Source organism: Roseovarius sp. YIN77, from assembly GCF_057219155.1.
The window spans coordinates 1-25,325 of record NZ_JBXVVI010000026.1 but is presented as its reverse complement, the minus strand read 5'-3'; the positions used below and the strand labels follow the sequence as shown (position 1 = coordinate 25,325).

Sequence of the window (25,325 nt, the reverse complement as noted above, 5' to 3'; positions counted from 1 at the left end):
CGTAAAACAGCGCTGCCTGTGCTTCCTGCCTCGGTCCCATCATCGCCAATCCTCCTGATCAATAAGAGAATTGAATCAGCGATCAACCCATCAATCAAGCAGGAGTTTTTCAACAAAATAAGCCCCTGAGCAGACTCCTTAGACCAGTTTACTTGCCGCAAACACGTCAGGCCGGAAACAGCCTTTTGCAGACGTGAATCCGCAGCTGTGCTGCTGCAAGTGCATTAGTTCGAACGTAGGCCCAAGCGGTCGCCCAACAAGGGCGCAAGGCTGCCCCGAAATTAAGGCATGGGCGGAAGCAGCCATTCGCTGTTTTCGCGAGGTATGTTGGCTAAGGAGGTCCACCTGAAACCAACGCATCAATGAACTTTGAAAACAACTCTCCCTGGGACCGGATCTGTAGTTTAGAGTACACGTTTCTTCGGTGGATACGTACTGTACCCGGTGAAATCTTGAGAATACGCCCCACTGCGTCTGCGGAATGTCCTTTGAGTGTGTATTCGACGACCTGGCGCTCTCTTGGGGTCAGGACATCCTGTCCGAAATTGGTAAAGGCAAGGACTACGCTCTGGAAAAGGCCATCATCTGTTGCCCCGCCTTCGACTGGTCCAAACCGGTTGGCAAGATCGGCCCAGTGTCGTTTGCACGCAGCTTGAACAACAGGCCAGAATTCACTAAGTTTTCTGAAGTCTTTGGCGGAAAACGCCTTTTGTGCACGCATCACAGAAACAACCACATTGGCGGATTCAGGAAGCCGGATCACAAAGCCCATTTCTTCGGCAAGCCCGGTGCGGGCATAGTAGCTGCGATAGTATTCACCTTGAAAAAACCTGTCAGGCGCGAGATCGCGGATTCGGTGCAGCCCCGGGACGAAATTCGTTTCGCAAACCAGATAAAATGGGTCAAGCAGGTATGGGCCTTCCTGATAATCCTCAACAAAGACCTTGCGTTTGGTTCTTGGGAAATCATCAAACAAATCTAAAGGGCGTGCCTGACCAAAATAGCCAAACACTACAGTATAATCGAAAGGGGTTATCTGCTTTAGCGTATCGGACAAGGTTTGTGCAAAGCTCTCTGTGCCGATAGCGTCTATGAGCGTTCCGGTTGCTTCGTACAGAACTTTCATGATACTCCTTCGCGCCCTTCTATCCAGATTGATATACTAAAAACGTGGTATATACACTGAAATAAGATTTTCTTACTATTTTCTCGATATCGATAGTAGTTAACAAATCGGAAAAAGATAGAAATAAATGGAAAATGGGGGATATGTCAGCGGCGCTGAGCCAGCTGGCAAAAAACCAATCGCAGAACTTCGTGGCGTGACAAAGCGCTTTGGAGAAGTGTTGGCTGCCAGTGAGTTGAACCTTTCGATTGCCGAGGGCGAGTTCCTGTCATTTCTGGGCCCGTCCGGGTGCGGTAAGACAACAGCTCTGCGGATGCTGGCTGGATTCGAAGCCCCCACCGAAGGGGAAGTGCTGCTGGATGGGGAGGTCGTGAACACTCTCGGTGCACACCACCGTCCGGTGAATATGGTGTTCCAGCAATATGCGCTGTTCCCACACATGACCGTAGCTCAGAACATTGGCTATGGGTTGCGCCAGATTCGCCCGCGTATACCCAAGGCGCAAATTGCGGAACGGGTGAGCAAGACCCTAGATGTAGTGCAGCTGGCGGGCTTTGAGAATCGCAAGATCTGGGAGATGTCCGGCGGTCAGCAACAGCGCGTTGCCTTGGCTCGCGCGATCATCAACGAACCGAAACTCTTGTTGCTGGACGAGCCCATGGCCGCGCTTGACCGCAAGCTGCGCAAGGAAATGCAGATCGAGTTGCAAGACTTGCAACGCCAGTTGGGTATCACCTTTGTGCTGGTGACGCACGATCAGGAAGAAGCGCTTTCGATGAGTGACCGGATCTGTATCATGCGTGAGGGCCGGATTGTGCAAATCGGCAGCCCTCAGGAGCTGTATGATCGTCCTAAATCGCGATATGTCGCTGATTTCGTGGGAACTTCCAACTTCTTCAATGGCAAGTTAACGAAGCTATCCGATGAGCTGTCGACCGTAGTTCTGGACAATGGAATGCAGGCTAAGGGTACAGTTGGTAAAGGCCTGACGGAAGGTCAGGATGTCTGTATCAGCGTGCGTCCGGAACAGATGAAGCTGAACCGAAAGGGCGAGGGGCTTCAGGTTGAGGTCCGCAACCGTATCTTTCTTGGAGAGCACACCGAATACCTCATGACCCACGAAACCCTCGGCGATTTTCTTGTGCTTGCGCCGCGTCAGGCTGACCTCACCGAAGGCGAATTTGCCGTGGGTGACACGGCAACGGTGTCGTGGGAGGCGACAGCGGCGCTGGTACTCGACCGAAACTAACCAAAGACCATAACGACAGGGAGGAAAGACAATGACTAAGAAAACCATCGACCATATCTCCGAAAAGGAGTTCATGGAAAAGCTTGAGAGCTACAGAAAGGGCTCGATCACACGACGTCATTTTCTGAATGTGACTGGCCTTGGTGCCGCAGCTGCCGTGATGGGGGCTTCGGTGCCCGGTCTGCGCCCGCAGCCCGCATTTGCTGGCGATATTGGTGATCGTGTGGTTCTGGCCACTTGGCCGAACTATCACGATCCAGCCAACTTTGACGCCTTTACCGAGGCGACTGGCGCGCATGTGCAGGTCAATGTGTTTGGCTCAAACGAAGAGATGCTGGCCAAGCTTCAGGCCGGCGCCACCGGTTGGGACGTCTATGTGCCGACCAACTACACCTTCGAAGACTACGTCAAAGAGGACCTGATCGAACCTCTGGATACCGCGATGCTGCCGAATTATGACGCGTCAGCCTTTGATGCGCGTTACGCCGAGGCAGGCTCGGTCAATGGCGAGCTCTACGGCGTTCCAAAGAACTGGGGATCGACGGGCATGGCCGTGAACACCGCTCACAACGGTGGAAATGCGATCTCGTCTTGGAGAGAGTTTTTTGACATCACCATGGACAAGTTCTCGGGCCGTACCATCGTGCACGACTATCAGCTGACCACGATTGGCAGCGCACTGAACGCATTCGGGTACTCGTTCAACTCGGTTGACGAAAAAGAGCTCGCGGATGCCGAGAAATTGCTGATCGACGTGAAACCGCATCTTTTCGCGATCACATCGGATTATCAGCCGGGTATGCGCAATGGCGACGCATGGCTGACCATCTGCTGGTCTGGTGACGGCAAACAGCTCAACACTGACATGCCCGAGATCGCCTATGTGCTTGGCAAAGAGGGCGGAGAAATCTGGAGTGACTACTGGGCCATTCCGAAAAGCTCAGAGCGCAAGGCTGCGGCCTATGCTTTGATCAATTTCATGCTGGATCCAAGTGTGAACGCGAAAGAAGTGTTGGCGCATGGTTATCCGACGGCGGATTCCCGAACCTATGGTCAACTACCCGAGGACCTGAAGAACGATCCGATCATCTTCCCGGCGCAAGAGCTGTTGAGCCCGCTCGAGTTTGGTGCAGCGATCACGCTGACCGACCCTAACCGTGCGGAACTGATGGCCCGCTTCAAGTCGGCCTGATCGGGACTGGATGAAAACAACATGACGCAACGTACTCGTAACTGGCTGTTGTTAGCGCCTGCCGGAACTTGGTTTCTGGTGATGCTCATCATCCCGCTGACAGTTGTTTTCATCTTTAGCTTTGGAGAGCGAGCAGCGTCCGGTGGCGTTGTGCTCGCTCTCACCACTGAACAGTACGCCAACCTGCCGGCGCGATGGGCAGCATTTAAGAATACAATGACACTGGCTCCGATTGGAACTTTGTCAGCACTGCTTATCGCCTATCCATTGGCCTATTTTCTGGCCGTAAAAACGAGTCCCAGGTGGAAAACCATTCTACTGGTTCTGGTGATTGTGCCGTTCTGGACCTCGATCCTGATCCGCAGCTATGCTTGGATTTTTCTGTTGGGGGGGCGCGGCATTCCCGCGCTGTTGGACTGGGTTGGAATTGAAGGCGTGCGCCTGATCAACACGCCATTCGCGGTGCTCATTGGCATTATCTACGGGTATCTGCCACTGATGGTGTTCCCGATTTATGTCAGCCTAGACAAGCTGGACAAACGCCTGCTCGAGGCCTCATCGGACTTGGGCGCGAAGCCCTGGAGAACCTTTTTACAGATCACGCTCCCACTTTCGATCCCCGGCATTGCGACCGGCTGTATGCTCGTCTTTATCCTTTTGATGGGTGAATATCTGATCCCCGCGCTTCTGGGTGGTGGCAAAGTCTTCTTTGTCGGCAATGCGCTGGTCGATCTGTTCCTGCAATCGCGCAATTGGGCTTACGGGTCGGCGGTGGCGGTCACCCTTGTGGTAGTCATGCTGATTACTGTCACGATTTACATGCGGCTCATCAGCCGCCTCGGCGCAAGCCGTGAAGACGTGTCGATCATGTGAGGTGAACCGATGAGACTTTATGCAATCTGCGTTTACCTTTTTCTTTACATCCCGATTGGTGTGATCGCCCTGTTCAGCTTTAACGCTGGACGCCACGCGAGCCAGCTTCAGGGGTTCTCAACCAAGTGGTATGGCAAAGCGCTGTCCAATCCGTTTGTGATGGATGCACTGGAAACCAGCCTGATCGTGGCGTTTTGCTCAGCTTTTTGTGCCAGCGTCTTTGGCACCATGGCAGCCGTGGCATTGCAAGGCATCCGTGGTCCGGTACGCGTGGCCTTTGATATGTTGATCTATGTCGCAGTGATGATTCCCGGCATCGTGATCGGCATTGCCACCCTGATTGGTCTAGTGACGGTGTTTGACCAATTGAACCCATTGATTGCAGCGATCTGGCCAAATGGGTTTGAGCCTCCGAAGCTACGCATGGGGGTTGGGTCTTTGATTGCAGCCCACACGATGTTTCTTATGGCGTTGGTGGTGATTATCGTGCGCGCCCGGCTTGCTGGCATGGACCGTGCCCTGACCGAAGCGTCTTCGGACCTCTATGCCACACCGATGGGGACGTTTAGGCAGGTTACATTGCCGATGATCTTTCCAGCCATTCTCGCAGGATTTCTGCTCAGCTTCACGTTCAGCTTTGATGATTTCATCATTGCATTCTTCGTGGCAGGTTCCGAGACGACGCTGCCAATTTATGTCTTCTCGTCGATCCGACGTGGCGTGACCCCGGAAATCAACGCAATCGGGACGATGGTGATGGGTGTGTCCCTGTTCCTGCTGATTACGGCCCAGTTGTTGCTTCAACGCGGAGGCAAGAAGTCCCAATGACCCTTGCGGAAAAACCTCTCAAGGCCCAGGCATTTCCGATGCTCGACGGCAAGGTTGTTTTGGTCACAGGCGCTGGATCAGGCATTGGTCGGGCAGGTGCGATGGCCATGGCGCGCCATGGTGCGCAGGTGGTGGTGACAGATCTGGACGCCGAGAAGGCTGCGTTGGTGGTCGAAGACCTGCGGGACGAGGGGCTGGAGGCGTTCTCGTCGGGGCTGGACGTTACCGACGATCAGGCGGTCAAGGCCGAGGTCGACAGGGTCGTCAGAACCCATGGGCGCATTGATGTTCTGCACTCTCATGCTGGCTACCAGATCGAGGGAAATCTGGAGCAGGTCCCAGTCGAAGGTATGGACATGTCGTGGCGGCTGAACGTGCGCTCGCATTTTATCATATCGCGCGCGGCTGTTGGGCACATGCGCGATCAAGGCGGCGGAAGCATCATCATCACCTCGTCGAACTCAGGCGTTCAATACGATCGCGAGATGATCGCCTATGCGACGACCAAACATGCGGTTGTCGCAATGACCCGCCAGATGGCCGCGGACTATGCCAAACACAATGTGCGTTTCAACGCGCTGTGTCCGGGCTTTATTGACACGCCCTTCAATGCCGGGTTCGAGACCCAGATGGGCGGCCGTGAAAACCTTGAAAACTATGTGGCACAAACGATCCCGATGGGGCGTTGGGGAACCACCGATGAAGTGGCTGATTCCGTCCTGTTCTTGGCCTCTGACATGTCCACTTTCATGACCGGGCACGCTTTGGTCATCGATGGCGGAGAATGCATTTAACGTCTTTGTAGAGGAGACACTGAAATGACCAAAAGCCTGAAGACACCCAATGGCCGCCTGGCCGGAAAAGTTGCTGTCATCACTGGAGGTGCCACTGGGATGGGCCGGGCTACCGCGCTGATGTTTGCCGAAGAAGGTGCCAAGATCAGCATCTTCGATATTCAGGATGAAGAGGGGCAAAAAACCGTCGACATGATTCATGACGCTGGCGGCGAGGCTGCCTTTTTTCATGCCGATGTGACCAAGGATGCCGAAATTAACGCCGCCTTTGATGCCGCACTTGAAACCTTTGGGCCGTACAACGTGCTGTTCAATCATGCTGGCACAATCATCGTCAAAGCGATGCATGAAACCAGCGAAGAAGAATACGACTGGCTGATGGACGTAAACGTGAAATCCGCTTTTCTAACCTGCCGCCGTGCCGTGCAGGACATGAGCGCAAATGGCGGTGGGTCTATCGTCATCACCTCGTCGATTGCCGCCGAACTTGGCTATGCGCTTGAGTCGGTCTACTGCATGTCCAAAGGTGCGGTTCTGCAATTGGCTCGCACGATTTCAACCGAGTACCGCGACGTCGGCATCCGGTGTAACGCGGTTTGTCCGGGATTTGTCGAGACCGCGCATGGCCTCAAGGAGATTGCAGAACTGGATGCCGCCGGGCAAGAATGGGAAGATTCAGGCATGGCAGCCACGCAAGGGCGCATTTGCTATCCGGAAGAGGTAGCTGCGGCTGTGGTGTTCCTTGCGTCGGATGAGGCCAGTTTTGTGAACGGCAATGCCACCTATGTTGACAATGGCTGGTACGCCAAAGGCTGAACACCGAACGTATAGAACATTCATGGTAGTCCAAGCTTTGAGCCACATGTTCATTTTGGCGGTGCAGCGAATGTCCGGTTTGGTGAAGCCGCGATGAGTTTCACGATAAATGACTGCATTGGGCCGAGTGTGCTTGCTGATTGATCAGGGTACTTGGCTTTGCGAGGTCCGCATCCTGCGCAGTCCTGATGCTCGCGTCTGATCACGTTGCAGGTGCAGCGAATGACGCTTTGTCCGCACAGCGGTCATTGGACTTGCGATGAATTAAAGACGGCTAAGTGGTCATTGGGAATTTGAAAACCAAAGGCCGGCTATGATGGGCAAACCAGATTTGTTGATTGGTGTACCCTAGCGATATCTAGATATTGATACTATCAGTTTACCGTTGCAAACGGGTTACTGAAAATTTCTTGTATCACATTGAGAATTCGTTAGCCTTCCCCAATGGGAGGACAGAAAATGAAAAATAATCTCAAGTTAACAATTACAAGTTTTGCTTTTGCCTTCAGTATGGGCGCTATGGGAACAAGTGCTACTGCTCAGGAATGCCCACGTGGTGATCTGGACGCACGGTTCTGTGACGCGGATGGAGATCTGATCGCTGATATTCCAAAAGATGAGAGCATGCTGATCGATCCGGATACGTTGGTTTTTGCCTATACACCAGTTGAGGATCCCGCTGTTTATGCGGAAGTTTGGTCTGAATTTTTGGTGCATCTGGAAGCGGCAACAGGCAAAGACGTCGCCTTTTTTCCGGTTCAATCAAATGCTGCCCAAATTGAGGCAATGCGCTCTGGCAGATTGCACATTTCTGGCTTCAACACTGGATCGAATCCACTTGCTGTGAATTGTGCCGGTTTTAGGCCTTTTACTATCATGGCTTCGTTGGATGGCAATTTCGGATATGAAATGGAAATTCTGACTTATCCTGGTTCAGGAATCGAATCGGTTGAAGATATTAGGGGTGGTCAGCTGGCCTTTACGTCACCAACATCAAATTCTGGCTTCAAGGCACCATCAGCAATCTTGAAAGGTGACTTTGGGATGGAAGCTGAGCGGGATTTTGAACCAGTATTTTCCGGTAAACACGACAATTCCATACTTGGAGTCGCTAACAAGGATTATCCGGCAGCGTCAATTGCAAATTCGGTTCTTCACCGCATGATTAGCCGGGAAGTGATTTCGGAGGATCAGGTCGTATCTATCTATAAATCACAAACATTTCCGACCACTGGTTTTGGTGTGGTCTACAACCTCAAGCCAGAACTGCAGGAGGCAATCCGAAATGCGTTCTTCAGCTTTGATTGGGAAGGTACGAAACTGCAAGAAGAGTTCTCTAAGTCGAATGAAGGTCAGTTTCTAGAAATGACCTATCAAGAATTTTGGGAAGTGATCCGCAAAATCGATACCGCAAACGGCGTTAGTTACGCCTGCGAATAATATGAGTGGGCGGTTCTAATCGAACCGCCCTCCAAAAAATATATATAGGGCAGGGGGCATATGCTTCGACTTCAGAAGCTAGTAAAGACTTATAAAACTGGGGATCAGGCGCTTAAGGCGATTGATCTGGAGGTGCCAGAAGGTCAAGTGCTAGCCCTGATCGGGCCTTCCGGCGCAGGTAAATCAACACTGATCCGATGCATCAATCGTCTGGTTGAGCCGACCAGCGGCAGGGTTTGGCTGAAAGATGTTGACCTGACTTCTCTTTCGTCCGGTGGATTGCGTCAAGAACGCCGCCGAATGGGGATGATTTTTCAGGAATATGCCTTGGTGGAACGCCTGACAGTAATGGAAAATGTCCTGTCCGGGCGGCTAGGCTATGTAGGATTTTGGCGAAGTTTTCTTCGCAGATACCCCCAATCAGACGTAGATGAGGCATTTCGCCTGCTTGATCGCGTTGGGCTGTTGGAAATGGCCGATAAACGTGCAGATGAGCTATCGGGCGGGCAACGGCAACGGGTAGGAATTTGCCGGGCGCTGATACAAAACCCTGATTTGTTACTGGTGGATGAGCCGACAGCGTCACTTGATCCAAAAACATCTAGGCAGATTATGCGCCTGGTTTGCGAGCTCTGCGCGGAACGTGGATTGGCGGCGATCATAAACATTCACGATGTGGCCTTGGCTCAAATGTTTGTTCAACGGGTTGTAGGTCTGCGGTTTGGCGCGATTGAGTTTGATGGTGATCCAGGTGGTCTAACACCGGAAGTTCTGACCTCGATCTATGGCGAAGAGGACTGGGAAGCTACAATCGAGAAGGTTGAGGAAGAGGACCAAGAAGAGGTCGCTGCGCAATGAGTACGGGACTTGATCAAGTCCTTGGAAAAGCGTGGAGGAAACCCCCGCTGGTTCAGCGTGCCTGGTTGCGTCGGGTGCTGTTCATCGGGTTCTTGGTCTATTTGGTCGCTGCATTTGCCACGATCGAGGTAAACTGGGCACGGGTCTACGAAGGGCTCGACCGGGGTGCCGCTTTTATTATGTCCTTTACCAGCCCAGATTTTGTATCACGCTCCAAAGATATCTGGGCAGGTATGATGGAAAGTATCATCATGACGGTCGCTGCATCGGTAGTGGGGATCGCAATTTCCATACCGATCGGGTTGGGTGCTGCTCGAAATATCGCGCCCCTGCCAGTCTATCTGGTCTGTAGGGGCATCGTCGCTGTTAGTCGTGCTTTGCAAGAAATTATTGTTGCGATCCTTTTGGTGGCCATATTTGGATTTGGGCCGCTCGCGGGTTTTCTGACGCTCAGCTTTGCGACAATTGGCTTTTTATCAAAACTATTGGCCGAAGACATTGAAAGCATGGACCGAGTTCAGGCTGAAGCGATTAAAGCTTCGGGTGCCAGTTGGACGCAATGGATCAATTACGGTGTTCAACCGCAGGTGATGCCAAGGTTAATTGGCCTCGGAATTTACAGAATTGATATCAATTTCCGCGAAAGCGCCATTTTGGGACTTGTCGGAGCTGGTGGGATAGGGGCGACTCTGAACACTGCATTCGACCGATATGAGTATGACACTGCAGCAGCCATTTTGATTTTAATCATCGTTGTGGTTATGGCGCTGGAATATCTTTCTGGCATTATTCGTGCGAGGGTGCAGTAATGCCCGTATCAGAGCAGAACGGCGAAAAAGTCTGGCAGCGACGCACGCAAAAACAGTCGCTTTTGCATTGGGGTATGTGGCTGACTGGAACCGCCATATTCGTTTACTGCTGGCAACAAATTTCTGAGGCGACCACCTGGTTTTTTGTCTGGGACGCTCCCCGCATCGCAAATGATATTTGGACACGCGCTACCCCACCTCGTTGGGAGTATATTGCAAAACTTGGCCGACCGATCTGGGACACACTGAATATCGCGACATTGGGCACGATCATTGCCATTTGTTTTGCGGTGCCAGTTGCGTTTATGGCGGCGCGCAATACGACACCTTCGAAATTGTTCTTACGACCGATTGCACTTTTGATCATTGTTTCAACACGTTCTATCAATTCATTGATATGGGCGCTTTTGCTTATCGCAATCATCGGTCCTGGTGTGTTTGCAGGCGTAATCGCGATTGCCATTCGCTCTATCGGGTTTTGTGCAAAGTTACTCTACGAGGCGATTGAAGAAATAGATGAAACTCAGGTCGAGGCTATAACTGCAACCGGCGCCAGCAGATGGCAGATCATGGCTTACGGCATTGTCCCACAGATTTTGCCCGCGTTTGCGGGAATCGCTGTCTTCAGGTGGGACATCAACATCCGTGAAAGCACGGTTTTGGGTCTCGTCGGTGCAGGGGGCATTGGATTGCAGCTCTCGGCCTCTCTAAACGTGCTGGCTTGGCCGCAGGTTAGCCTGATCTTGCTGGTCATTCTGTTTGCTGTGGTGATTAGTGAATGGGTGTCCGCAAAAGTCAGAGGCGCAATCATTTGAAGACTATGACATGCGATGAAGCTTTTGCAGCGTATGAGGCTGCGCGCGCGCGATTGCCTCAAGCGACCCGTAAGGGTCGATGTATCCATCAAAACAGTCTTGAAAATATTGCGGACCAGTTTGACGTGTTTTTCTTGGATGCTTTTGGTGTTCTAAATGTAGGGGAGACCCCGATTCCGGGTGCCCCCGAACGTGTCAGAGACCTGCAAAATGCCGGTAAACGCGTGATGGTGGTGACGAATGCAGCCAGCTATTCCCAAACCATGCTGCTTGCAAAATATGAGCGCCTTGGATTTCGGTTTGCTTCTGAAGATGTGATTTCCAGCCGTGCAACCTTGCTACGTAAAATTGGTCAAGAGCGCGAATATCGCTGGGGCGTTATAGCCGATCCGAAATTGGGGGATGAAGAATTTTCCCATTTGACTTTCGAATGGTTGCTTGATGATCCGGCGCCATACCAATCTGTAGATGGCATTCTAATGATTGGCAGCGGTGCTTGGAATGAACACCGGCAAGATTTGTTGGAAACAGCGTTAAGGCATAGATCGCGACCTGTTTATGTAGGTAATCCTGACATCATTGCTCCGCGGGAATATGGCTTCAGTCTTGAACCTGGGTATTACGCTCACCAATTGGGGGACAAAACGGGCGTCGATCCCATGTTCTTTGGCAAACCCTTTTCAAATATTTACGACATAGGATTTGAAAGGTTGAATGGACAACGTGACAAGTCGCGAATTGTTATGGTTGGCGATAGTTTGCATACTGATGTGTTGGGAGGTTTGCACAACGGCATTCGCGCAGCATTAATCAGTGGGTTTGGGTTTTTCGGGGGGAAGGACGCGAAACGGTCGATTGAAGTATCGGGTATTCATCCCGACTTTGTGTTGAGCACAACATGAGATCTGGCTTGAAACAGTATTCTAGGTGGTATTTATTGTGGTATATTTTCTTAAGTAATTGCCATTATTTAAATAAATCAATGTTATATGGCCTATATTATACAGACACCTCCTCCGCCATCATATTTATCGTTTAATATCAAATATTTATTCGACCAACGAATCGTCTTATTGGACTCCTTATTCGACCCGATACGCGGTTTTGGGGAACTCCATTAGAAGTCAAATCAAAGATAAGACTGCGTGCCGGAGAGACAGGGATTCCAAGGTTAGCTCAAATCTCAATAAAATAAGGGCAGAAAGCACTATCTTTGGATCAATTTTTGTAGCACGATGTGTGGCGGATTCCGAGAGGCGCATGACGCGACTTGTTGGGCTGTGGTAATCGAAAACGTTGGTTCACCGGTAGATTAGGAAATCAACTCATACACGTGCCTTTTCAGAGTAAATTTATCTTGAGCCGGACAGGGTGGAGATCTAGCGTCCTGGGTGTGGGTGAATGGGCGTTTTCCGACGGATGAACCATGTTGCAGACCAGATGATCAGGGCAAGTCCGACAACAACCCCTATCGATCCCAACCATCTGGATTGAAAGCCCATGACGAAGGACGGGAACAGCCAATCAATCAATACGACCAAAGCAACTGCGATCAGAGTCCATACTGGCGGATAATTGGGTACAATTTGCATGTCGGTTCCGATGTCTGATGATTGCAATATCCAGCGTATTGCGTGGAGGTGCAATGCGTCATACTCATCGATCAAGCCTCTCAGGGGCGTCATTGTTGTTAAGTTGAGGGTGATCGATTTCGGAGCGAATTATAAGGCTTTTTTGGGGTTAAAACTGCGGATTTTTGATGTGTCGGATAATGGGGCTCTTGCGCTCAGTTTTCGCCCTGAAGTCTGCATAGCTATGCACTCAGCGCATAGCTCCGCGATCAAGTTCCGGATCAAGATTCACACGCGAAAAACCAAGTGACGCTTCAAAAAAGTCAATCAAACAAAAGCGAAGTCTTAGATAATACCGCTCCCTGTTCACTGGAGACCCTTGGGCGGAAGTCGCATTCCAAACCGATCCTTGGAGAGGGGTGTTCTTTGCGCGTGAAAGTAAACAAGTTCAAACCACGGAAGCCGACATACAGATTGACGGAATTCTCCTCTTCATTCAACACTGCCACAAGTCTTCTTTGAGCCGATACTGTTGAAAAATTCGGAAATCCGGGAAGCCTAAACTTTCTGCAAACGGGCGATCATTCGCAAAAGTCCTCCATCAATACCAATAACGATTGTTGAGATGCCCTCTGGCGGCCAGAGCCAGGTTTTGGCCGATCCCTCGGCTGGAAAACCCTACCAGTTCTGTGCGGACAATTTTGGACTCGAAATTGCGAAAAAATGGAGTTTTTCAACAGTATCAGCCCAAAGCGGACACATGAATTGTGACAGATTATCGAGGCAGGTCGTCATTCAAATGCAGCCAACTTATTTTCTCGTCATAGTACCAATGAAGGTCTGGCGGAAAGTCATTCGGGTCGTCGGTTGTGCTTACGTGAAACTCGATAATATCAAGCCCTTTGTACCTTCCCTCCCAAGTCAATGGCGTCCCACAATTGGAGCAAAACGCTCGCTTCACATTTGGCGAAGACCTGTAGATACTTCTCTCGGTCTTCGGAAATCGGACATTTTTCGCTTCAAACATCACGAATGTAACCATCGGTGCTCCTGTGTGATGTCGGCAAGTTCGGCAATGGCAATTGCCTATGCCAACGGGTGGGCCGTCAGCCTCATAACGAACAGCGCCGCATAAACAGCCACCGGTAACCAAGTTGCCTTTCTGATCGGTCAATTGCTCATCTCCATCCAAACTGGGATAAGGATGCCAGTGGAGAGGTTAATTGTCACCATTCAAACACTAACGGCGGTTTTGTCCCGCAACCTGGTCATTGCCGTGCAACCGCGCGTCGGGCTAGATTGACGGCATGAGCGCGACCTTCTCGATAGTCGGTACCTGGGTCTTGAAGAGTTTCGTCACCGAGTTTGACGATGGCTCCACGCACCTACCGTATGGCGAAAAACCTCAAGGCCGGATTGTTTATACGAGCGATGGGTTCATGGCGGCTCATCTTTGGAACCCCGACACACACGTTGAGGCCGGTAGCCAAAATGCTGATCCGAGTTACTTTTCTTACTGCGGTGATTGGTCGATAGAAAACAATGTCGTTCGGCACCAAGTGCATGCGGCGACAGAGGCATCTTGGGCGGGACAAGACAAGCTCCGAACAATGACGTGGCACGGCGAGTTGCTGAAATTGACGGCGGAAAGCGTTGTTTTCGGGGGAAAGCACGGACGGGGTATTTTGATTTGGGAACGTCTCAAGAGCTAGGCGTAACGGCATCAGCTCGGAATGGCAACATTGTCCCGCTTATCGATTTCAAAACTCCTGAGCGAGACAAGTAATCAAAGGGATAGACCCGAAACGCCCCCTGGAACAAGGAAATATCACAAGCGTACAACTGACCGGCAATCCGAAAAGGGGTGGCTCAGATGGGCGTCGGGCGCAGCTATTCGACCACAACCGTCCACGTGTAGGATGATCCATCGCCAGAACTCGGGTCATCTGGATCCCTTAGCAGCGCTAGCGTCGGGCGATAAAGTCCCAGCGTATCGCCAGCATGAAATTCCAGCAACATTATCGCGCCTCCCATTGCATTTCCTGGACCGCGTTCAAATGCTGCGGTCGGCCTAGACAATGTGGCAACCCCGTCCCGGACGAGACTCTTTAGCTCCTGCCCTTCAGCGCCTTCGGGTGCAGCGCCAATTACACCACCAATAATCCGGTCGTCAGAAGGATCTATGACACCATCGCCGCTGGTATCTTCAACGATCAGTCCACCGGTGTACCGCGAAAGCCCCTTGGGCATCTCAAACTCTATCGCTGCCAGTTGCTGTGTTGACAGAACGCCAGCGCCGACGATCCCAGCCTTAGATCCAATTTCGCCGACTTGGTATAGCATGGCTGTCATGGGAACTGTACCTTCCGCATGACCGACAATCTCTCCGGGAGAGACTATCTGCCAATTATGATTTCGCCGACCATGCGCAAAATTTGTCGGAAAAACCTGCGGCCGTGTCTCTTGATCGAAGGTCAAAGTGGCCGTTCCCTTCTCGATGATATCATCGTTGTCATCGAAAATCCGCACTTCGACGAGACCCTGATTGGAGCCGTTGACGAAGGCCTTTTTTAGACCGACATGCACAACCTTGATCCCGCGACTGCGGATTGGGTCCCCGGCAGCTCCGGGTGCTGGTGTTACTGTGTTTTCCGCCACAACTCCGTCTTCGGTTGTCGGCGTGATGACAAAGGTCTTGGTATCGCCCTCGCTGACAATGTAACCAATGGCTTTTCCAGGCAAGCCTTGCTGAGGGGCACCGGTCACCAACATGATAGATGGCTGGTCTAGCGGGATTGTTTCATCGCGCTCGAAGCCATCGCCGAGTTCCACCTCCATGCGGCCGCCAGCCGGAATGCCATATCCGACGATTTCAGGATTCATGAATTCAGCGCCCGTGGCGTCAGGCTTCTCGAGGTAAATGTTGATACCCGTTCGTGCGCCCGCGACCGTTCCATCCATAGAGAGCGGTGATGAGACCACTTTATTGATGATCCCCTCAGCGACGGCAGGAGACGACAAACAAGCCAGAGTGGCGACAACTGGCATAAAATTTATGCGTTCGATAAAGTAAGTCATGGAAATTCCCCCGTTCTTGATCGCAATCCAAGTGGAAAACCGATCGTTGGACAATACACCACAAAGGATAGGCATCCTCTCACATAAGCGTGAGTGAAGCTCTACTTTTCGACCTTCAGAAGATCGTGGTCACTTCCGGGCTATCAAGACGTCGCTGGCGAATTCAATCTCCAGTCCATCGGGACCTTCCAGATGGTCAAGGGCATCCTTCAAGTCAGTATACAACGCCTCGACTTTCGGTTCGAACGCGGCATCAGAAAGATCGAAGATTCCCATCAAAACGTCGTCACCTTCAACTCTCATACCGCCCGCAACGTGCACCAGCATAAGCTCTTTGATTGATGCGAAGCGGCATTTGATCTTCTCAGTTTTAAGCCGTTCAATTTTGAAACCCGCACCTCTGGCCAATTCATCCAATCTGGAAAGGCCTCCGAAAGACCACGCGTGGATTGGCGCGTAGGCGTCACCAAAGTGCTTTGCAAATCCACCCTCAAGAGGTGCAGCTTGCTGTTCCGGCGGTCCCGACCACACTCCAACAGCCAGTTTTCCACCTGGCTTCAGCAGCTTGTACATTTCGTGGAATCCATCCTTAACATCGGACAAGTACTGGACCACCTGGTTGCAGAGAATTATGTTAAAAGATTCTGGCGACAGGGGTGCAGTTTCGTATCCGCAATCGAAAAGAGTGACCCTGGCGTAACCATCATATTTCTGGTGAAGAACCTTTTGCATGAACGGGGTTGGGTCAATCGCCGTGATGTGGCCTTTGGTACCCATACGAGCCGCTGCAAGATCCGTCAGCAGTCCGGTTCCTGCGCCCATGTCCAGCACGTTGTTTCCAGGTGAAACCGTCTCAGCAAGTGAAAGAGAGTGAGGCCACAACGTTCTTGGAACCCAGTAATCTTCATACATTTCGGCAGGTTCGCGATCCGCGAGAAACTCAGTCAACTTTGTCATCGCAAAAAACTCCTCTCTTTGTGACTATCAGGATCTCGGTTGTTATCCCGAACCGGCCACATGATGGCTCAATTACGATCCGTCGGCCCATTTGTTGTTCTGCACGCAACTCGTCTGCGAAGCTCTCCGATCTTCACGCAAGCATTCTGATTACGCTCGGATCTTCTCGAGTCCGGTGGAACAACCATTTGTTCATTGTGCGCGAAAGTTTCGCGTCGCCGCTCAAGAAGAGGCGACCTTCCTCAATCTCGCGCGGAATTGTGGAACGACTGACGATTATGGCTGCCAGCGAGACGCGGTTTGTTTCAACGTAGAGATCAATATCAAATCCCGGAATTTCCACACAAACCTCGATAGGTTTGTCCGGCCGAATGAGCGCCCAATACGTGTCGTGCTCAAGCCCCTCATCGCTAAACCGAAACTGGATCACGATCTGGCGCCTTGGAAGTTCGTCCGGATCGATCAGCCGGCGCATTTCCCACATAAGGGTTGGTACGTCGGTATCGGTCAATGCGGTGCGCGCATCGATATTGCATTGCGCCCAATTACCCAAAGCGTTGAGCGCAGGTTCGAGGTCGATCGCACGTTGGGTGCGAACATACTCAACTTGCCCGGTTGCCGGGTCTTCAAGTCTTTCGATGAGACCATGCAATTCCAGCTCCTTTAGTCGTCTAGACAAAAGCGCCGAGGATATGTTTCCGACTGCACGCCGAATTTCATTGAATCGCGTTGAGCCGTCCCACATTTCTACCAGAATGGGGATTGTCCATCGCGGCTCCAACATATTGCAGGCGTGTGAGATAGGGCAAATTATCCCGTACGGTTTAGCTCTCATCCGGCTATCTCCTTCGAACACAAAGTTACCCGGTTAGCCGCGTACATATCTAGTTCACAATGTGAAGCGGTATTGGTTTCGATCTTGCACTACCTGCTCAGCCCAGACTTATGGCAGGTACCTTCTGTCAAACATCAAGAAAGGAAAGAGCCATGATTGATCCTTATCTAAAAGATCACGATGCTTATCTGAACAGCCTCCACAGATTTTCCGCACCCAAGCGCGATCGCAATATTGCGTCAGGCCGATTGTCCGGGAAGGTACCTTCGTTGCAATCTCTCGCAGCCGCTGGTGTTGCATTTGCGACCCTGGCCTTTCTGCCTTGGGGCGGTTGACTGCGCCGGAGGACCGTTCGGGGGCTCGCTGCGGTCATCTGAGCATTTTATGTCAGCCAATGCTGCCCGCCAACTGCTCGAATGACTGGGTCGCGTATTCGGCAGACTTTGGACAAGCCACACATTTCATATTACTCTGTATGCAATGGTTCGGTTTCGCGGGAGCAAGATGCACGAATGTCAAAATGCAAAGCCGTCCAAATCAAATTTGGGCAGGTTGAAATGCAATCGCATGCCAAACCTCCTACTTCCCCCCATGACGCCCACGCGCCCCTCCAGGGTCCATACTCGCTTTTGGCTAAGTTGATTGACTGATGGGACTGATGGAGGGATCTTCAGTAAAACAATTTCTTGGTGTACATATCACCTGTGCTCGAAATAACAGAAAAATAACGCCCTACAGTACACCTGGATAACAGTTCAAAGTGATCATTAGTCCATCTTTTAATTCTGTGGAGATGAACAATGCATACATACAATTCTGATCTTCGTGGTGATATGAAACGGCAATTGAGAGCTGGAATTACACCTGCCTTGTTCGAACTGGACGGATTGCGTTTGATGGAAATGCGGCAAAGAGCTGAATTGAACCTCAGTGGTGACATGCAAGAAGAGACACCCGAATTCAGTGGTGTATTTGTTGGTTTTCTTCGGAAGCTGCACAACATGCGCCAGCGGATTGCTTTGAAATATCAGAGTGCAACTGTATCGTAGGTTTGAGTGCGGGCCGTATCGGTTCAATGCCTATTGCCTGCGGTGGAATGCACAGCGTCGAGGAACGCATGCCTAAGCTAGTTAAAAAAGAATTGTCGATGGAGCAGCCAGCGCTGAAGGTTGGCTTAATCGGGCCAATGCAGATTCACACTGCTGCAGGTGAACTTATCGAATTACCGCGCAAAGTCAGAGGGATGTTTGCATATCTTGTGATGCGACGCGGTTCTACAGTACCGCGCCAAACTCTGATCGGGCTGTTATGGGGAGACAGGCCCGATGATCAGGCCCGGTCCAGTTTGCGGCAAGCGTTGTCTATTTTGAAATCCGCATTGGGTGACCTCGCAGAAGAAGTAATAGAGGTAACCGGGGAAAGTATTTCCATCGTCGCGCAGAACATATCCACTGATCTGGATCGGATTGAGGACACACAGATACAGCCGGACCAGCCGCTTGAAACAGTGGAATTGTTGGAGGGTTTGGCGTTGTCAGAGCCGGCTTTCGAGGATTGGTTGCGTGAGGAGCGCGCGCGAGCACGTGCAAAACTGATTTCAATCGAAAAGAAGCGAGCCAAATCTGATTTGGCGAGTGGAAGAAGTAATCTCGCTGAAGTTCGAATGGCATCGGTAGCACGCCATACGCCGACGGATGAGGAGGCGCACAGGGATCTGATGCAGATTTACTTGTCCCAATCCAGGACCGACATGGCGATCAGGCAATATGAAAGGTGTAAAAATGTTTTGCGAAAACATCTGGACGTAGAGCCCGAGCATAAAACCATGGAGCTCTGGAAAAAAGCTCGCAAATTAAGAGGTTCAAGATCATCAACCAATCAACTTGAACACCAAGAGGTCGACTTGGTCACACCGTTTCTTGCGGCATTTCAAGGAGATGAGGGTGATGTCTCCAAGATCGAAGATGTAACGATTGATTTGGGCGGAAAATTGTTGAAGAAATCCGAGGGGCTGCGCATCGCAACCTTTGAAGAGGCCAGCGACGGCCTGCGCTCGTGTATAGAATTGCGCAAGGCGTCGCGCAAAGGAAGCAACTCACCATCTTCAATTTCTATTGCGCTTCATGCTGGCGAAAGTGGCGAGCCGGGAGTTCCTTTTGGGTCAGGTGATCTGGCGACGTTGCAGGAGTTGCTTTCAGCGACACCCTCAGACGAGATTTACGTATCCAGTAGGTTTTTCACGGCGGTTCGTCGAAACTCACCCTGTTTCTTCGAGGACCTTTCGGAAACAGGGACGCCGGAATTGGCAGGTGTCTTCCGAGTTAGCAGGCCCATGCAGCGTCAACCATTCATGGCTGTCTATACCAATCCTACTCCACGTCGTGAGAAGCGCGTGAGTTCGCTGGCCGTGGCGCCAATTAAATATATAGGAGCAGATGCAGATGCTAATGACTATTGGGCGGAGGGCCTCACAGAGGACCTGATTCTGGAACTTAGCCGATGTCGTTTGATTGATGTTTGCTCGAGAACCACACTGAATGCGATCAGATCGCATGATGCGGTCGAAATTGGGAAGGAGCTTGGTGTGAGCTATGTCTTGCTGGGCTCATTCCGAAAATTAGGGCAATCGGTGCGCCTGAATTTTACGCTCGCAGAGGCCGGCGATGGAGACATTGTTTGGTCCGAGCGATTTGAAGTTACATTCGAAAAGTTGTTCGACATCATAGATGAGATTGTCACCGTAGTTGCAGCCCGGGTTTCGGGTAAAATTGAGCATAACGAGATTGAGTTTGCACGCATAAAGCGCAGCGAAAACATGACTGCCTATGAATACTACTTGCGAGGGCTATGGCATCATCGGCTGGGTGGTATTACAGCGCAACATTCCCGAAAAGCCGTTGAGTGGTTCAAGAAGTCGCTAGAAGCTGACCCTACTTTCAACCGTCCCAGAGCATCAATGATTTGTGCGTGGTCGGATCTGCCTGATTATGACGAAGTCAAGGCAAACCAAATTGCCACCGAAGCATATGAAGCAGACCCGACCGATCCTGAAGCGAACAGAATTCTGGGATGGGTAAAGTATACATTGGGTGATTTTGACGCGGGAATACGCTTGTCTAACCAATCGGTAGAGCTTGCCCCTCATGATGCATATTTGATGGGGCGCTGCGCGGTAATGCATATATTCAATGGCGACCCAGAAGAAGGCATCAGGCGCCTGAACCGTGCTGTGGAACTAGACCCGTTTGTTCCTGTCTATATTGTCGAAGAGTATCTAACGGCATATTACACGATGGGGGACTATGAAAAGGTAATCAACGAAGCCAAAAACTTGAACCATCAAACCCGACGCTCCCGCTACTATACAGCGGCTAGCTTTTTGGCGGTCGGAAAAATTGAAGCAGCAAAAAAGGTCATTAGCTCTGTGATTGAGGACGACCCGGCATTGACGTTGAGTTATGTCAAAGGCCAGGAGCTTTTCAAAGATCCTGAAACTATGGGAACGCTTTTGTTTCGCTTGGAAAAGGCAGGGGTTCCAAAAACAAATCAGAGATAGAAAGATTTCATTTCAAAGGCTAAGCTCTGATTTGCACCAGTATCGACTTGAAATGTTATCAGCCGCTTCAATCGCATTGGGCTTGATGGATAACGTGGATTTGGCGATTTCTCATAAGATCCTCATCTGCATCTCATGAAGGTGTGAGTATCATCCGATAAGTTCAATACCAGTTTAATTATTGAATGGAGCTTGGACGATGCATGTGCAAATCATAAACTTCAACCTCAAAGATATGACACCAGAAGACTATCAGGCGCTTTGCAATCAGATTGCACCTGCGTTTGCAGAGGTTCCTGGGTTGGTTTCGAAAACCTGGCTGTCTGATCGGGACGCGAACACCTATGGTGGCATATATGTTTGGCGCGATGCAGGATCGCAGCAAGCGTTTTCATATTCAGAGCTGTTTCAAACCGTCATCAATCACCCCAATCTGGTCAATATTTCGAGCCGCAATTTTGAGATGATCGACGCACCAGGTAAAGTGACGCGTAGTTTGGTGGAACTGACAGCCTAGGGTAACCTTCTGGCAGGAGGTTGATGTGGATCACTATAAAACCAGCGATAATTTAGTCTGGAAACCTGAGGATTTATTTGTTGGTCGTGAACAGGAAATCTCGACTCTTCTGGAATATTTGCAAAGAGACTCTTTGGGCGTCATTCAGCTACACGGCATCAGCGGTATCGGAAAATCCTCACTGCTTAGGAAACTCTCTCAAATATTAAGAGAATTACATTATGCAGTCGTGGCATTGGATGGCCGGAATATTGAACCCACCGAAGCGGGCTTTCTGTCGGAACTGCAAAAATCAATCGACCTTGAATGTTCCTCCGTCGCACAAGCAGTCCGGCAGTTGTCTGGGCTTGCACCAAACGTGATCATTATTGTCGATACGTATGAAGTTCTGCGCCTGCTGGATACTTGGTTGCGGCGGGAATTTGTCGTCAAGTTACCTGTTAATGTACGTTTGGTTTTGGCGGGGCGAGAGCCCCCAGTTTCAGGTTGGTTGACCGATCCTGGATGGCTGCATGCTTTTCAGGGTATGCAACTTTCTGCATTACCAGAAGCGTCTGCAGTCGAATTTCTTAAACGCCTGGGAATCGAGGAGGATGTGGCAAGACAGCTAAACCAGATTATGAACGGCAATCCGCTCGCTCTCAGGTTGGGAGCAGGTGTATTTCGTGACTGTGGCAGTGTTGATCGTGCGACCGGACATGTGATTGGTGTCCTGACGAAAAAATACCTGGAAAACATTCCCGATCAAACTCTGCGCAAAGCTGTTGAATCAACGTCGATCGTCCGGCGGATCACATTGCCTATTCTGAGATCCCTTGAAGGGGATAACGTATCTGAAACCGAATATATAAAATTAGGAGAACTCCCCTTTATCGAAAGAGGGCAGGACGGTCTAATTATCCACGACGCCGTTCGGAGCATTCTGGCTTCTGGATTAATATCTTCCGATCCGTCGCGTTATAGAGCCCTGCGTTGGGCAGCATGGCAACAATTAAACAAGGATCTGGAGCTCGCCACATCAACAGATTTGTGGCGCTACACAGCCGATCTTCTCTATCTTATAGAAAACCAAATTGTCCGAGAGGCTTTTTTCCCGAGTGATTTCCAGCCCTATGTGGTAGAATCCGCGCATCCCGATCATCAAGATCTCATCTTCACGATCGCAAAGCGAACAGAAGGGAATGAAACGTCAGACTTCCTTGAGACATGGTGGCAAGCGCTACAATCAAGTTTCAAAGTCGTGAAAGATCAGACCAGTCAAGTCGTAGGGTTTTATCTCTGTTTTGACGTCGGTTCAGCATCGGCCTCGGCGATCTCGGCTGACCCTGTCGTAACTGCGATATGCGAACACTTGAAAAGAGAGCCACTCCCGCACGGGCAAAATGCTCTTATTTTACGAAAATGGCTTTCGTCCGAGCACGGAGAAGCTCCCTCTCAAATTCAGGCGGCATGCTGGCTAGATGTGAAGAGAACCTATTTGGAAATGCGAAAAACGTTGCGGCGGGTCTATACTTCCGCCTGGGATGTTGCACACTATGCAGATGTACTTCCTGTGTTGGGATTTAAATTTACCAATGACGTCATCCGCGTAGATGGACGAGATCACTTAATTGCAGTCAACGATTTCGGACCTGGTCTGGTTTTGGGGTGGCTGAATGGCATTGTCGGCGCGGAACTTGGTGTCAAGTCACCAAGCATGTTGGATGAACACACACGAGAAATCGTCGTTAACGGCAACCGCAGCAGTTTGACAAAGTTGGAATTTAAAGTTTTGAAGTTTTTGATCGACCGAGAGCCTCAGCCGGTCGGTCGAGATGAACTTCTTGAAGAGGTTTGGGGAGTGACCCACGATACTTCGAGCAATGTTGTCGATGTGATCATCCGCTCGCTCAGAAATAAACTGGGTATAATGAGCGGATCTATTGAGACGGTCAGAGGTGTTGGATACAGATTTCATAATCCCTGAGAGAGACCAACAAGCGAGGTGAGTGATTAGTTGGGCCTTTTAGGATGGTGAATGGCGCATGTGCAGAATAGGTAGACGCCGCACACTTTCCCCCTTGACGCCTACTTCACCCTCCCATAAATCCACACTCGGTTTGGCGGAGTAGCTCAGGTGGTTAGAGCAGCGGAATCATAATCCATTGGAAACGCCAGACTTTTCATTGAATTTAAGCGCATAGAGCTGTGGTTCTATGGGGTCGATCTCTGAGTTGCAAAGGTCTTCTTAGAGCTCGAAGCGGATGCTCGTAGGATTCTAATCTGTGAGGTCACTCAGCATCTAAAAACTCACATAGAGCAGAAAAATAGACATCCCATGCAGCGTTCCCCGGTAGTGGCATGTGGTTTGCACTTTCCAACACAAGAAGTTCGGAACTGGGGATGCCTTCGGCAATCTTCCGAGCCTCTGACAACGGATGCACCCCGTCGTGTCTTGAGTGAACAATCAACGTGGGGCAACCCACATGTTGTAAAAGACCGGTATTATCCACCGTGTTGATCGCATCCCGGATTTTAAGTTCGGTTTCTTTAGAGAACGAACCCTGAAAATTGTTCGCTGCGTCGATAATCGCGTCCAAAGGCCCTTCGGGGAGGTAGGGAAACATGAACGCCGCGCCAAGCCCTTCGGCTTCGGCCTGCCAACTTTCCGATACTTGCCGACGGAAAGTATCACTTTCTGCATCTGTTCCGCTACGCCTCGATCTTCCCTCTGCGTAACCGCCCACGATTACTAGTCGTCTGACACGGTGTGGATTTCGCACCAGAAAACGTAACGCTGGGTGCAGACCTGCTGAATTAGATAACATGTCAAATGTGTCGAACCCGACTGTATCCGCAACTATACCTATATCATTGGCCATCACATCGTAGTCGATGTTTGGCATTCCATCATTTCCGTTCTGAAAGCTGCGCCTTGTGAAGCGAGCAAGGTGATAGCGTTGGGCTAGGGCATCGGTTGATCGCCCCCAAACACGTGAGTTCATCTCGGCCTCTATATCCCAGCCCCCAGCGTCGACTCGAAGGAGCGGAGCACCAGAGCCATGAACTGCAATGGCAATACTTTGCCCGTCCGCAGCGGAAACATAGCGTGTGCGCGGCGCGGCAGCGGGCGCTGGCATTGGGTTGGAAGCCCCGGCCACCCCAGGGGCTGAACCAGCCACCAACATCAATCCACGCTTGGCGATCGTGCGAATAACTGACTGCTTTTTCCCATCGTCCCCGACGGCCTTGCGTGCGGCGGCGATGCAAGCGGAAATCGCACTTTCTGACACAATCCGACCATGCCATACGTCTTCAATTAATTGATCTCGGGTAACGAGTTTGCCTGAATTTCGAGCTAAGAGATGGATGAGGTCAAATACGCGCGGCTCCACCGCCACGACTGCGCCATCACGCGTCAGCGTCAATAGAGCGTCGTCGAGCACACAATTGGCAAAACGAATTTGCATTTCCGCAACCTAATGAAACTAGTACTTTTAACCAATTTCTAAATGCAATCACAGGGTTTTCCAAGGATTACCCTCAAGCAGTTCGAAGTCAAAAGGTGCACTCTTGGATCATAATCCAAGTAGGAGCATCGCAATGACCATCATCAATACAAACCTGATAGAGCCGCTGTTCATCGACAACTCTCGTCGCACTGCGAAGGATCGTGAAACGATACGCCGACTTCGCAAAGAGCGCCGGAACGCATTTCTCGTTTTTGTCGAAGAAGTCTTTGCAAACGCACCACGCCACCCAACATGCGTGACACATTTTGAAGAAGAGCAAACGAAACTTTTTTAGATGACCGCATCGTCCAAATAACGGACACTAGTTATCATCGTCACTATACAAGACAACAAAGCCGAGGCTGGTCCGGCCTCGGCTTGAACTTGGCTTAGTCATCCGACTGAACTTATGCAGCCAGTAGATCACTTTCCAGCTTTTCAAACAACGCGACATCCTCCTCAGGATTCTCAAAGAGGTGACCGTAGACATCCATTGTCATCGTGATCGATGAATGGCCGA

The 25,325-nt window shown here is 50.8% G+C and carries 25 protein-coding genes; 18 read left to right on the top strand and 7 right to left on the bottom strand.

What is annotated here, in order from left to right:
- Positions 1 to 331: 331 nt before the first annotated feature.
- Complete coding sequence (locus AC2D8P_RS15510) at positions 332 to 1,126, bottom strand: helix-turn-helix transcriptional regulator (RefSeq protein WP_484703711.1); 795 nt, start codon at positions 1,124 to 1,126, stop codon at positions 332 to 334.
- Positions 1,127 to 1,253: 127 nt separating this feature from the next.
- On the opposite strand from AC2D8P_RS15510, the gene AC2D8P_RS15505 reads away from it, so the two are divergent.
- From AC2D8P_RS15505 to AC2D8P_RS15455, 11 genes are all read left to right on the top strand, one after another.
- Positions 1,254 to 2,375, top strand: coding sequence for an ABC transporter ATP-binding protein (locus AC2D8P_RS15505; RefSeq protein ID WP_484703710.1), 1,122 nt, complete (start codon positions 1,254 to 1,256; stop codon positions 2,373 to 2,375).
- Between the two features lie 31 nt (positions 2,376 to 2,406).
- The gene (locus AC2D8P_RS15500; RefSeq protein WP_484703709.1) at positions 2,407 to 3,567 is read left to right on the top strand and encodes an ABC transporter substrate-binding protein; all 1,161 of its coding nucleotides are present in this window, start codon (positions 2,407 to 2,409) and stop codon (positions 3,565 to 3,567) included.
- Positions 3,568 to 3,588: 21 nt separating this feature from the next.
- The gene (locus AC2D8P_RS15495) at positions 3,589 to 4,440 is read left to right on the top strand and encodes an ABC transporter permease (RefSeq protein WP_484703708.1); all 852 of its coding nucleotides are present in this window, start codon (positions 3,589 to 3,591) and stop codon (positions 4,438 to 4,440) included.
- 9 nt (positions 4,441 to 4,449) lie between these two features.
- Positions 4,450 to 5,268: an ABC transporter permease gene (locus AC2D8P_RS15490; protein ID WP_484703707.1), complete on the top strand. Its 819-nt coding sequence runs from the start codon at positions 4,450 to 4,452 to the stop codon at positions 5,266 to 5,268.
- Positions 5,265 to 6,062, top strand: a complete 798-nt coding sequence (locus tag AC2D8P_RS15485) for an SDR family NAD(P)-dependent oxidoreductase (protein WP_484703706.1) — start codon at positions 5,265 to 5,267, stop codon at positions 6,060 to 6,062. The genes AC2D8P_RS15490 and AC2D8P_RS15485 overlap by 4 nt, the downstream gene beginning before the upstream one ends.
- Positions 6,063 to 6,086: 24 nt before the next feature.
- The gene (locus AC2D8P_RS15480; protein WP_484703705.1) at positions 6,087 to 6,878 is read left to right on the top strand and encodes an SDR family NAD(P)-dependent oxidoreductase; all 792 of its coding nucleotides are present in this window, start codon (positions 6,087 to 6,089) and stop codon (positions 6,876 to 6,878) included.
- 459 nt (positions 6,879 to 7,337) lie between these two features.
- The gene (phnD, locus tag AC2D8P_RS15475) at positions 7,338 to 8,318 is read left to right on the top strand and encodes a phosphate/phosphite/phosphonate ABC transporter substrate-binding protein (protein WP_484703704.1); all 981 of its coding nucleotides are present in this window, start codon (positions 7,338 to 7,340) and stop codon (positions 8,316 to 8,318) included.
- Between the two features lie 60 nt (positions 8,319 to 8,378).
- Positions 8,379 to 9,176, top strand: coding sequence for a phosphonate ABC transporter ATP-binding protein (gene phnC, locus AC2D8P_RS15470; RefSeq protein WP_484703703.1), 798 nt, complete (start codon positions 8,379 to 8,381; stop codon positions 9,174 to 9,176).
- Complete coding sequence (gene phnE, locus AC2D8P_RS15465; RefSeq protein ID WP_484703702.1) at positions 9,173 to 9,985, top strand: phosphonate ABC transporter, permease protein PhnE; 813 nt, start codon at positions 9,173 to 9,175, stop codon at positions 9,983 to 9,985. The genes phnC and phnE (AC2D8P_RS15465) overlap by 4 nt, the downstream gene beginning before the upstream one ends.
- Positions 9,985 to 10,800: a phosphonate ABC transporter, permease protein PhnE gene (phnE, locus tag AC2D8P_RS15460; protein WP_484703701.1), complete on the top strand. Its 816-nt coding sequence runs from the start codon at positions 9,985 to 9,987 to the stop codon at positions 10,798 to 10,800. The genes phnE (AC2D8P_RS15465) and phnE (AC2D8P_RS15460) overlap by 1 nt, the downstream gene beginning before the upstream one ends.
- A 5-nt stretch (positions 10,801 to 10,805) precedes the next feature.
- Entirely contained in the window at positions 10,806 to 11,702 is an 897-nt protein-coding gene (locus AC2D8P_RS15455; RefSeq protein WP_484703714.1) for an HAD-IIA family hydrolase, read from the top strand.
- Positions 11,703 to 12,179: 477 nt separating this feature from the next.
- Here AC2D8P_RS15455 and AC2D8P_RS15450 read toward each other — a convergent pair whose 3' ends face one another.
- The gene (locus AC2D8P_RS15450; RefSeq protein ID WP_484703700.1) at positions 12,180 to 12,392 is read right to left on the bottom strand and encodes a hypothetical protein; all 213 of its coding nucleotides are present in this window, start codon (positions 12,390 to 12,392) and stop codon (positions 12,180 to 12,182) included.
- A 754-nt stretch (positions 12,393 to 13,146) separates the two neighbouring features.
- Positions 13,147 to 13,524 carry a GFA family protein gene (locus tag AC2D8P_RS15445; protein WP_484703713.1) on the bottom strand — a complete coding sequence of 126 codons (378 nt, stop codon included), beginning with the start codon at positions 13,522 to 13,524 and terminating at the stop codon, positions 13,147 to 13,149.
- Positions 13,525 to 13,678: 154 nt separating this feature from the next.
- Here AC2D8P_RS15445 and AC2D8P_RS15440 point away from each other — a divergent pair, with 154 nt between their 5' ends.
- Positions 13,679 to 14,083 carry a lipocalin-like domain-containing protein gene (locus tag AC2D8P_RS15440; protein ID WP_484703699.1) on the top strand — a complete coding sequence of 135 codons (405 nt, stop codon included), beginning with the start codon at positions 13,679 to 13,681 and terminating at the stop codon, positions 14,081 to 14,083.
- A gap of 178 nt (positions 14,084 to 14,261) precedes the next feature.
- On the opposite strand, the gene AC2D8P_RS15435 is transcribed toward AC2D8P_RS15440, so the two are convergent.
- The 3 genes from AC2D8P_RS15435 to AC2D8P_RS15425 form a co-directional block, all read right to left on the bottom strand.
- Positions 14,262 to 15,449 (bottom strand): hypothetical protein, encoded by a 1,188-nt coding sequence (locus AC2D8P_RS15435; RefSeq protein ID WP_484703698.1) that lies wholly within the window; start codon positions 15,447 to 15,449, stop codon positions 14,262 to 14,264.
- A 129-nt stretch (positions 15,450 to 15,578) separates the two neighbouring features.
- Positions 15,579 to 16,406: a class I SAM-dependent methyltransferase gene (locus AC2D8P_RS15430; protein ID WP_484703697.1), complete on the bottom strand. Its 828-nt coding sequence runs from the start codon at positions 16,404 to 16,406 to the stop codon at positions 15,579 to 15,581.
- Positions 16,407 to 16,539: 133 nt separating this feature from the next.
- Positions 16,540 to 17,190, bottom strand: coding sequence for a winged helix-turn-helix transcriptional regulator (locus AC2D8P_RS15425; RefSeq protein WP_484703712.1), 651 nt, complete (start codon positions 17,188 to 17,190; stop codon positions 16,540 to 16,542).
- Positions 17,191 to 17,393: 203 nt separating this feature from the next.
- Between AC2D8P_RS15425 and AC2D8P_RS15420 the strand changes: the two genes are divergently transcribed.
- The 5 genes from AC2D8P_RS15420 to AC2D8P_RS15400 all read left to right on the top strand — a co-directional run bounded on the left by AC2D8P_RS15420 (position 17,394) and on the right by AC2D8P_RS15400 (position 23,280).
- On the top strand, positions 17,394 to 17,576 hold the full coding sequence (locus AC2D8P_RS15420; RefSeq protein ID WP_484703696.1) for a hypothetical protein: 183 nt from the start codon (positions 17,394 to 17,396) through the stop codon (positions 17,574 to 17,576).
- 465 nt (positions 17,577 to 18,041) lie between these two features.
- Positions 18,042 to 18,290, top strand: a complete 249-nt coding sequence (locus AC2D8P_RS15415; RefSeq protein WP_484703695.1) for a hypothetical protein — start codon at positions 18,042 to 18,044, stop codon at positions 18,288 to 18,290.
- 68 nt (positions 18,291 to 18,358) lie between these two features.
- Positions 18,359 to 20,797, top strand: coding sequence for a BTAD domain-containing putative transcriptional regulator (locus tag AC2D8P_RS15410; protein WP_484703694.1), 2,439 nt, complete (start codon positions 18,359 to 18,361; stop codon positions 20,795 to 20,797).
- Positions 20,798 to 20,996: 199 nt separating this feature from the next.
- Positions 20,997 to 21,314, top strand: a complete 318-nt coding sequence (locus tag AC2D8P_RS15405) for a YdhR family protein (RefSeq protein WP_484703693.1) — start codon at positions 20,997 to 20,999, stop codon at positions 21,312 to 21,314.
- Between the two features lie 25 nt (positions 21,315 to 21,339).
- Positions 21,340 to 23,280: a winged helix-turn-helix domain-containing protein gene (locus tag AC2D8P_RS15400; protein ID WP_484703692.1), complete on the top strand. Its 1,941-nt coding sequence runs from the start codon at positions 21,340 to 21,342 to the stop codon at positions 23,278 to 23,280.
- A 304-nt stretch (positions 23,281 to 23,584) separates the two neighbouring features.
- On the opposite strand, the gene AC2D8P_RS15395 is transcribed toward AC2D8P_RS15400, so the two are convergent.
- Positions 23,585 to 24,763, bottom strand: coding sequence for an alpha/beta hydrolase (locus AC2D8P_RS15395; RefSeq protein WP_484703691.1), 1,179 nt, complete (start codon positions 24,761 to 24,763; stop codon positions 23,585 to 23,587).
- A gap of 133 nt (positions 24,764 to 24,896) precedes the next feature.
- Here AC2D8P_RS15395 and AC2D8P_RS15390 point away from each other — a divergent pair, with 133 nt between their 5' ends.
- On the top strand, positions 24,897 to 25,100 hold the full coding sequence (locus tag AC2D8P_RS15390; RefSeq protein WP_484703690.1) for a hypothetical protein: 204 nt from the start codon (positions 24,897 to 24,899) through the stop codon (positions 25,098 to 25,100).
- Positions 25,101 to 25,325 lie beyond the last annotated feature (225 nt).